5 protein-coding genes and 1 pseudogene are annotated in these 9,231 nt (G+C 44.1%); 2 read left to right on the plus strand and 4 right to left on the minus strand.

Annotated elements, in window-relative coordinates; genetic code table 11:
- A pseudogene (locus RMO52_RS08590) lies at positions 1-272 on the minus strand (hypothetical protein); the annotation flags it as partial.
- A 292-nt stretch (positions 273-564) separates the two neighbouring features.
- On the opposite strand from RMO52_RS08590, the gene ppk1 reads away from it, so the two are divergent.
- Entirely contained in the window at positions 565-2,742 is a 2,178-nt protein-coding gene (gene ppk1 / locus RMO52_RS08595; RefSeq protein WP_309743766.1) for a polyphosphate kinase 1, read from the plus strand.
- Between the two features lie 63 nt (positions 2,743-2,805).
- On the opposite strand, the gene RMO52_RS08600 is transcribed toward ppk1, so the two are convergent.
- Both RMO52_RS08600 and RMO52_RS08605 read right to left on the minus strand, forming a co-directional pair.
- Positions 2,806-4,203 carry a serine/threonine-protein kinase gene (locus RMO52_RS08600; protein ID WP_309743764.1) on the minus strand — a complete coding sequence of 466 codons (1,398 nt, stop codon included), beginning with the start codon at positions 4,201-4,203 and terminating at the stop codon, positions 2,806-2,808.
- A 25-nt stretch (positions 4,204-4,228) separates the two neighbouring features.
- Positions 4,229-6,442 carry an ankyrin repeat domain-containing protein gene (locus tag RMO52_RS08605; protein WP_310412927.1) on the minus strand — a complete coding sequence of 738 codons (2,214 nt, stop codon included), beginning with the start codon at positions 6,440-6,442 and terminating at the stop codon, positions 4,229-4,231.
- Between the two features lie 289 nt (positions 6,443-6,731).
- On the opposite strand from RMO52_RS08605, the gene RMO52_RS08610 reads away from it, so the two are divergent.
- Entirely contained in the window at positions 6,732-7,595 is an 864-nt protein-coding gene (locus tag RMO52_RS08610) for a zinc metallopeptidase (protein WP_310412930.1), read from the plus strand.
- Positions 7,596-7,924: 329 nt separating this feature from the next.
- Here the strand turns inward: RMO52_RS08610 and RMO52_RS08615 are convergent, their stop codons facing one another.
- Complete coding sequence (locus RMO52_RS08615; RefSeq protein WP_310412933.1) at positions 7,925-9,202, minus strand: sugar ABC transporter substrate-binding protein; 1,278 nt, start codon at positions 9,200-9,202, stop codon at positions 7,925-7,927.
- Between the last annotated feature and the right edge of the window lie 29 nt (positions 9,203-9,231).

Genomic DNA, 9,231 nt, shown 5'->3' on the forward strand with positions numbered 1-9,231 from the left:
GATTGTTTGACAACGTTGAGTTTTTCAACTTCGACAGTCAGCCGATCTGATAGTCCATTGATAATACTCCCAAATTCTAGCTGTAAGTCTGCCATCCCCTTGACGATCGTGTCAACGGTATAACTAGCCGCTTGGGTAACAATTTCTTTGTTCTTGGCTAGTTGCGCTTCTTCTTCTTTGGTAGCAACTTTAGAACCCGGTCGATATTGCTCTGCTAGAATACGATCTAGTTCTGTGAGGATCTGAGTCTTACTATCTTTTACTACTGCCATAATTTAGATGCCTTAAGGATAACAACGCAGGAAAACTACTCTGTGTGCGATGCCGCAGAGTTGGGGATTATCTCAATCGCCTATTAATTGTGCCCAAATATCTACTGTAATTAACCTAAATGCACGCCGATTATTTGCCGATCGACATTGAGGGCTGTCATTACTTTAATAGTACTATTGTACCTTACAAGTGTTTTACTGTCAATACTTTATAGGAAATTTGTACTAAGTCAACTCGATCGACCGTTAAAATCTAGCTTAAAAATTAACTTTAAGATTGGAAATTCACTACATGTCAACACAAACGCCCATTACCGATCGTTCCGACATCAATTTAACCGATCCACAATATTATCTGAGCCGAGAATTGACTTGGCTAGAATTTAACGCTCGTGTTTTACATGAAGCAATGGACGAGCGGACACCATTAATCGAACGCCTAAAATTCATGGGAATTTTTAGCTCGAACCTCGATGAATTCTTTATGGTAAGAATTGCCGCCATCAAACAACAAATTGAGGCAAAAGTCACTCAATTAACCATAGATGGACGAACGCCCAACGAACAACTAGCAGTAGTAAGCGATCGCGTCCAGCAGCTAATTACCAGACAGCATCAGCATTTTGAGACAGTCTTGCGTCCGGCAATGATTCAGCAGGAGATTTACCTGCTGGATTATTTTGACTTAAATCAAGAACAATGTAATTATCTCCAAAGCTATTTTGAAGAGCAAATCTTTCCAGTTCTGACACCATTGGCTGTAGATCCGGGACATCCATTTCCCTACATCTCAAATTTGAGTTTAAACCTAGCGGTAGCGATTAAACATCCCGATACTGGTGAAGAATTATTTGCCAGAGTCAAAGTGCCACAAGTGTTACCGCGATTTATTAAGTTACCCGTCGAATTACAACAGATCGATCGTACCCACCCCCTGCAATTCGTCCGCGAAGGCACCACCACCGAGCAGCGCGAACCAGCCCAAACTTGGACGGGCATTTCCCTCGAACAACTGATCGCGCACAACTTAGAATCCCTTTTTCCAGGGATGAATATTCAAGATTGTTATACATTCCGAGTAACGCGTAATGCCGATATCAGCGTCGCTGAAGATGAAGCTGAAGATTTACTCCAAGCGATCGAGCATGGCTTGCGGAAGCGGCGTAAAGGTGGCTCTACAGTGCGAATCGAGATCGACTCGACAATGCCAATTCAGATCCGTCAGATGCTGCAAGAGGAGCTAGAAGTCACTGAGCAAGATCTGTATGAAGTAAATGGGATGTTGGGATTGGGAGATCTGATGTCTTTTTTAGCATTACCCGTCCCCGAACTTAAAGATCCACCGTGGAATCCGGTGATTCCAGCTTATTTACGACGGATGAAAGTAACTGAAGATAGCAGTAACTTTTTTAAATTAATTGCTGAGAAAGATTTTCTCGTTCATCATCCCTATCAGTCCTTTTCAGAAACGGTAGAACGGTTTATTACCTGTGCGGCGAACGATGCGAAGGTATTGGCAATTAAGATGACGCTCTATCGGACAACTGGAGATTCACATATTCTCAAAGCGTTGATTAAAGCCGCTGAAAATGGCAAACAAGTATCGGTACTAATCGAACTAAAAGCCAGATTTGACGAGCAAAATAATATCAATCTCGCCCGCAAACTAGAGCAGGCTGGCGTTCACGTCGTGTATGGATTAGTCGGCTTAAAAACTCACACTAAAGTAGTCTTAGTCGTCCGCCGTGAAGATGAACAAATTCGCCGCTATGTGCATATCGGGACGGGTAATTATAATGCCAAGACATCTAAGCTATATACCGATGTGGGGATGTTTAGTTGTCGTCCCGAGCTTGGGGCGGATCTGACGGATCTGTTCAACTATCTAACTGGTTATTCCCAACAGCGAGCGTATCGCAAATTATTAGTTTCACCCGTAAATTCACGCGAATCATTCGATCGACTAATTCAACAAGAAATCGACCACTGTCAAGCCGGAAGAGCTGGGCGAATCGTCGTCAAGATGAATGCTCTAGTCGATTCAAAAATCATTGCTAATCTCTACCGTGCCTCCCAAGCTGGCGTCTCGATCGATCTGATTATTCGGGGGATGTGTTGTTTGCGTCCTGGAGTACCAGGCGTGAGCGAAAATATTCGCGTCATCAGTATTATCGGTCGTTATTTAGAGCATTCACGAATCTATTATTTCCAAAATGGTGGTGATGCGATCGTCTTAATTGGGAGTGCTGACTGGATGACTCGCAATCTCGACAGGCGTGTAGAAGTCATCACGCCGATCGAAGATCCTGATATCTCTAAAGATCTGCAAGAAATCTTGGGGATTATGTTAGCTGATAACCGTCAAGCGTGGGATATGCAATCCGATGGCAGTTATAAACAACGTCGTCCGCAAATTGGCACTGATGAAGAAAGTACTCAGCAAATCTTGATGGAGATGGCAGGTAATTAATTAATAATTAATAATTGATAATTAATAATTAATTACCTGCCTGTCTTTGCACTATCTAGAAGCTCAATCGATGTGAGGATCGAGATAGTGCAACTGTTCGAGTATTTCGCCTACTAGCCACCGCTGCTCGGCGAGATCGAGATATTTGCCGAAAGTATATAGTGGTAAATAATATCTGCCGTCAGTCTGCATATGCTCTATTTGATAGTAACGCTGCACGGAAGTTTTAAATTGAATACCACCTTGAAAACTCAATCTGCCTGTTGTTTGGCAATGTATATTTTGGATATCTTCCAACTCGATCGTCAAGCTAGAAATTGCGATCCCGCCTAATTTCGTCTGACAGATTGCTTGTCGAGCAACTATTTCTATTTCATGTTGACAGATGACAACGTTACCAAAATGCCATAGTACGCGCATCATCCACGGAGTTACTACGATGCCAAATAGTAACAATGGTAGCCATAACATACTAGGTAAAACGGCTGCGGACATCAGCCACCAGCCAGCCAGCGATAGTGACAACAATAATGTCGCAGTTAGAAAAGTTTTTCGGCTGCTACGCGTTGCCAACCACATCGGCGGAATGACTATTTTCATCGTATCGCCGTGATGTGAAATTTGGGCGATCGGCTGTTTGGGACGATCGACTTTAGCGGCAATTCTGCCATTCAAAGCATCTAAAGCTTGGGCAGCATTGCGATAGCGATCTTCTGGGATCGGCTCTAACAATCTCTCTAACCAATTAGCAAAATCGGGAGAAGTTTTGACTCGGTGGCGAAAATCTATTTTCATCAGTTTGACGGGTAGATCTGCCGGATCTTGTCCAGATTTGAGATAGAGTAATGTCGTCCCCAAGCCATATAAATCCGTCGCTAACACCGCTTGTCCGCGAAATTGTTCGGGAGCCATATAACCATAAGTACCAACGATCGTACTGCCACCTGTAATGGTAAGGTGATAAGTATCGCGCACTGCTCCAAAGTCTACTAAATAAATCTCACCTGACTCGCTCCACAACAAGTTTTGCGGTTTGAGATCGCGATGAATAATGGGTGGTGTGAACGTCTGAAGATAAATTAAAATCTCTAAAATCTGGGTGGCAATGTCCCGCAGATCTTCTTCACTAAACACATGTCCCGACTCCACCCAATCAGTTAAAGTCCGCCCCGGCGCGATCGCTTGCACGAGACAAAAAGCATCTTCTCCAGCGATCTCAGTCTGAAAAGCATCTAAATAATGAGGAATCGCCGGATGATTTAGTTGCGCGAGGACTTTGGCTTCTCTCTCGAATAATTCGAGCGTCTTCCAGTCTCGCATCCCCCGCAAACTCAAGACTTTAATTGCAACTTCAGTTTGAGATCGATCGTCTACAGCACGATAAGTTTTACCACTACCGCCTTCACCTAATAAGTCTAGAAGCTGATAGCTATTTCCCTGCGTCGCAACGATCTGTTTCATTACTTTATCTGTCTATATTATCGAATTAAGGTTCGCATCTAGACGATCTAGATGGTGCTATTTTAATTAACTCCAGCGCATTTATGCCTTGACGATTCTTTTGCAGTGGATTTCCACCATAGCTAATCAATCGATCGGTTATGGGGAAGAAATCTTTTTTAGCAAATACATGTAATGCTGTATCACCATGCTTATTCACAGCTTTAATATCTACTCGATCTCGAACTAGTAAGTCTAGGATATAGAGTGCTAGCGATCGCTGCTGTCGGCAGCCATAAGAGAATTCATCAAGATTGCTAAGCAGATGCAGTGCTGTATTGCCATCTCGATCGACAAGATTGGGGTTAGCACCTTTAGCTAGGAGTAACTTAACGATCTTTGGCGCAGAGCGAGATCGATCGAATGGTGGCGCAGCAGGGCTAGTAAAAGTAGCTGGTGTAAAGCGATCCCCATCGCCATCGTTAGTGGCGGCGTCAATCGCGCTCATTAGGGGAGTTTTACCATCTCCGTCTGGAAAGTTGACTTTAGAATTTCGCGACAGCAACAGTTTGACAGCATCGAAATAATTCTTTGAAATCGCAATGGTGAGCGGAGTTTCGCCTTGATAATTTCGTAGATCGGTTCTCGCTCCATTAGCTAATAAAATATCGATGAGGCTGACCCCGTTATTACGTTCGATCGCTAAGTGCAAAGGTGTATTTCCTTGGCTATCGGTTTGGTTGATATCTAATTTTGTCAACATTAATTGCTGGGCGATCCATGTAGTTTCCGTCTGCTTAAATTTTCCACCGCTATTGGCAAAAGTATGCCAGAGTGAATATTGATTTTCGGTCGTGAGTGGCTGAGGATCGGCATCACGTTCGAGCAGATACTTTACTAATTTGACATCTTGAGATTTTACGGCAGACATTAGCAGCGTCGAGCCATCACTACCCTTGAGATTGATATCAGTTTTATAGTCTAATAGATACATGATAATTTGTGTCCGCCGAGCGCAATCTTTGTCGTCGCCACAAGGCATGTTAATCGCTTCATGGATTGGTGCCCAGCTATTACTATTGAGCGTATAAATATTTGCACCATTTTCGAGTAAATATTTGACAATTTCAACCTGTTTATGCTCGATCGCACAGTGCAGTAAGGAACCAGCTCTAGAGGGGGAAACAGCAATATAGCTGCGTCCAGCATTGACAACAGTAGCATTGACACTCACGCCGCGATCGAGATACTGCTGAAGAGATGTTACGTCATTGCGCTCGATCGCATCACAAATATCGCGGGCGGGGAAGCCAAGTCTAGTTGTGAATGCGTATCGATATTCATAAATTAGCGGCACAAATATCGCCAAAATCGTAGCGGCAATCGTGGCACCTCGCCACGGAAAACCAATTTTAGCCCCTCGTTGAATGCGAAACCGATTTGGTTTTTGTAAGGCACTTAGAGCCGCTGCTGCCGATGGAAACCTAGCAGATAAATCTGGCTCCAATATCGTTTCTAGCCAGTCGGCAAAACGATCGGAGATATTCACATGTGCGCGAAAATTTAGCTTTAATCTTGCTTGCGGCAAATCCGCAGGCGATCGATGAGTCAATAGATATAAAATAGTCGCACCCAAGCCATACAAATCACTCGCAGGTACCGCCAAACCCCGAAACTGTTCGGGTGCCATATAACCAAAGGTACCCGCAACCGTGCTGCCTTTGAGCAGGGTATTATTGTAAACATCCTGCACTGCTCCAAAATCAACGAGAAACACTCGTCCATCATCGTTGCGAATGATATTGTGAGGTTTGAGATCGCGATGAATCAGCGGTGGGGATTGTTGGTGGAGGTACGCCAAAATTTCGAGTAGCTGACTGGCAATATCCCGCACTTCGGCTTCAGTGCCGCGCCAGCCAGATTGCACCCAAGCAGTCAGCGGCTTCCCAGGTGCGAGTTGTTGGACGATATAAAAGGCGCGATTGGTGGGAGTATCGACATGAAAATACTCCAGATAGTTGGGAATCTGAGGATGGTTGAGCTGCGCGAGGACTTTAGCTTCGCGCTCGAAGAGTTCGAGCTGTTTCCAGTCATTGAGGTGGCGCAGGGAGAGGATTTTGATGGCGACGGTGGCTCCATCCTCCAGCCGAATCGCGCTGTAGGTGCTGCCGCTACCACCTTCACCCAAATGTTCGACAAGCTGATAACGTGTATCGACGATCGTCCCTGAAGCGTTGGCAATTTCCATAAAATTCGTCAACTATTACCGCTTGGGTTGTCAAGCTGCTAATCCGATGAGATCGTTGGCGTAGCCTCCCGTAGGCGATCGCATCTCGCCATCACTACTACAATTATCGACAACCCCCACCGGGAGTTTTCCCAGAACATTAACAAAAATTTACAATTCAAATACTAGTAAATCGATCGACGATCGGGAAATTTTGAGATCGTCTGAATAAATCGAAAGAATCTCCCCAATAGGAAGTTATAGCTCTGACAACAGCAGTTAAATTGCTTCGTCAGGAAAAACCTAGCTGGAAAATCGAGCGATGCCAATACACAATATTTATGACAGCAGATTCGATCTGTCTACACACGAGCTTGATAAATATCTCGATAATCTAATGCCTCGATCGAATCCTGGCTTGAAACGCACCCTACTTGAAAGCAATCAGATTGGGATGACTGGTATCCGTCTTGCTAGATTTATTTTGCGTGAATCTAACCGAGTAGATGTCAAGGTTTGTATATCAGAAAATAAAGTTGATTGTTATAGCTTGGTCTTCAATTTAATTGGTTTATCAGAAGATGTGGCTTACTCTCAAACTGTTGTCGCAGTGACGATCGCCGCACATGAAGTCGGGCACGCTCTTCAGCCACAATTCGAGAAAAAACTTATCAGTTTGCTGGGAAAGACCCCGATTCTGTATGTCGGTCGCTTTACTGAACTCATCATATTCATGATAACGCTTATAAAATCTGGTATGTTATCAGATCTCAAAAGAGCAGTTGAGTCTTATTCAATAGCGCAAAAAAAATCTCAAATTCAAAATGAATATATTCAATATTCCGAAATAGATCGAGATCGACAATATCTCAACCAATCTCAACCTCCCAAGCGAAATTATCTCGTTTGGGCGATCGGTGCGATCGTAAAATGTGGTTTTACCTTATTATGTATGCCGCTTTATTGTGCGATGTTGCTAGCTGTTATTATTCTGATACCTCCATCCATCTGCTGCCTGTTTATATGTAGAATGACTATTCTGCTGACTGAAATCGATGCGTCTGTAAGAGCGATGTATATATTGAAACATTACAAGGTTTTGGATGTACGGCAACTGAAGGCAGCACGAAAATTTCTCATAGCTTGTGGGTTCACCTATCTTCATTATTGTAGCGGTCGATTGTAATCCCATTTTCCTCAGAAAATCAAATAGAGTCGCTACATGTCGTCTACTCACATCTTGCACCAATGCCTAAATACTATTACTAAGCGTAGATCTAGGGTAACTACCAATATTTTTATACTAGTGCAAGATCTGTGTCTACTCAATTTAAATCGGTTTGACATTCGATCGAAACCCAGATGGTTAGAATAATCTAATTATTAATTAGGCATTGCCGATTTGGAGGATGATTTGCCTGTGAAATTTAGGGCAATTCATGAATTGCCCCTACTCTAAATTTCGCAACATTGCTCGATCGAGTGAATCATACTCCAAATCAGTAACGCCATTAATTATTTCCCTGCATCCCAGGTAGTAGCGGCATCGGTGACTGCTTGCTCGACTGTTTTTTCGCCAGACATTGCCGCTTGGAGATTTTCATAGATAGCTTTTTTCAGGACATCAAGATTTTTCAATGGAGGAATTAAGATCTCTGATTGTGATAACTGCTCGGCACTAATCAATTTACCGCGATCGAGTGCCGATTTATCATCCCCGCTTTCTAATTTAGTCTTATAATCAGCCACTGCTTTGATATTAGAAGGTAGCGTATCTGAGGCTTGAGCGAAGGCTAATTGATTGGTGGCATTAGTGATAAATAAGGCAAATTTAACGGCGGCGTCGGGCATCTTGGTGGTGCGGGGAACAACCAGATTCATCACCGCGACGCCTTTCTTGCCAGTTTGCCCGGTAATTTGGGGCGCGACAGCCGAGACTTTGGCGATTTGGGGGGCATTTTGAGCGATCGAATTAATGAATGGCGCTCCGGCTGAGAGCATCGCAGTTTCGCCAGCTTGATAGAGTTGAATCCCTTGTTTGTGCCCCTGAGTCAGGGCTTCCTTGGGCAGCAAGCCTTGTTTGTAGAGATCCACCCAATATTGAAAGGCTGCTTTGCCAGCGGGGGTATTAAAGGCTGCCTTGCCCTGTTTGTCGGTTAGTTGAGCGCCCATCTGGATCATCGATTCGAGGACATCGTTACTATCTTCGGGAACAAAGGTAGTGAAGAAGGCATATTTACCAGTCTTTTCTTTGATTTGCTTGGCAACTTGCGCCAGCTCTTGATAAGTAGTCGGCGGTTTAGGGACACCAGCTTTAGTAAATAGTTCTTGGTTATAGATAGTCACATTTGTCGTCAGATACCAGGGCAAACTAAAAGCTTTACCATCCAAGGTGCCAGCTTGCCAGATGCTCGGTAGGTACTCTTTATTTTCACCCTTAGTTAGAACGGGATCGAGGTTCAACCAGGCATTCCTAGCCGCCAGTTGAATCGCAAAATCGGGATTGAGATTGACAACATCCGGTGCCGTTTTAGCACCCATCGCCGCCTGAATTTTGCCCTGCATCGCGCCCCAGGGGATGTCTACCCAGTGGACTTTGATACTCGGGTTAGCCGCCTCAAATTTACCGATCGCATCCTTGAAATAATCATTAAACTTGGGCTGAAGCTCCATCGTCCAAAATTCTAATTGTGGGGCTTGGGTAGGCGATTTGAGACAACTCACCACGCCAGTTAGAATCAATCCCAACAAACCACACATCACAAACCGACGTAACTTAGCAATCTCAAACATTAAACTTAGCACCCTGCGATCGACATCAA

Origin of the sequence: Chamaesiphon sp. OTE_8_metabat_110 (assembly GCF_031382685.1) — a bacterium.
In the GTDB taxonomy this organism is placed as follows: domain Bacteria; phylum Cyanobacteriota; class Cyanobacteriia; order Cyanobacteriales; family Chamaesiphonaceae; genus Chamaesiphon.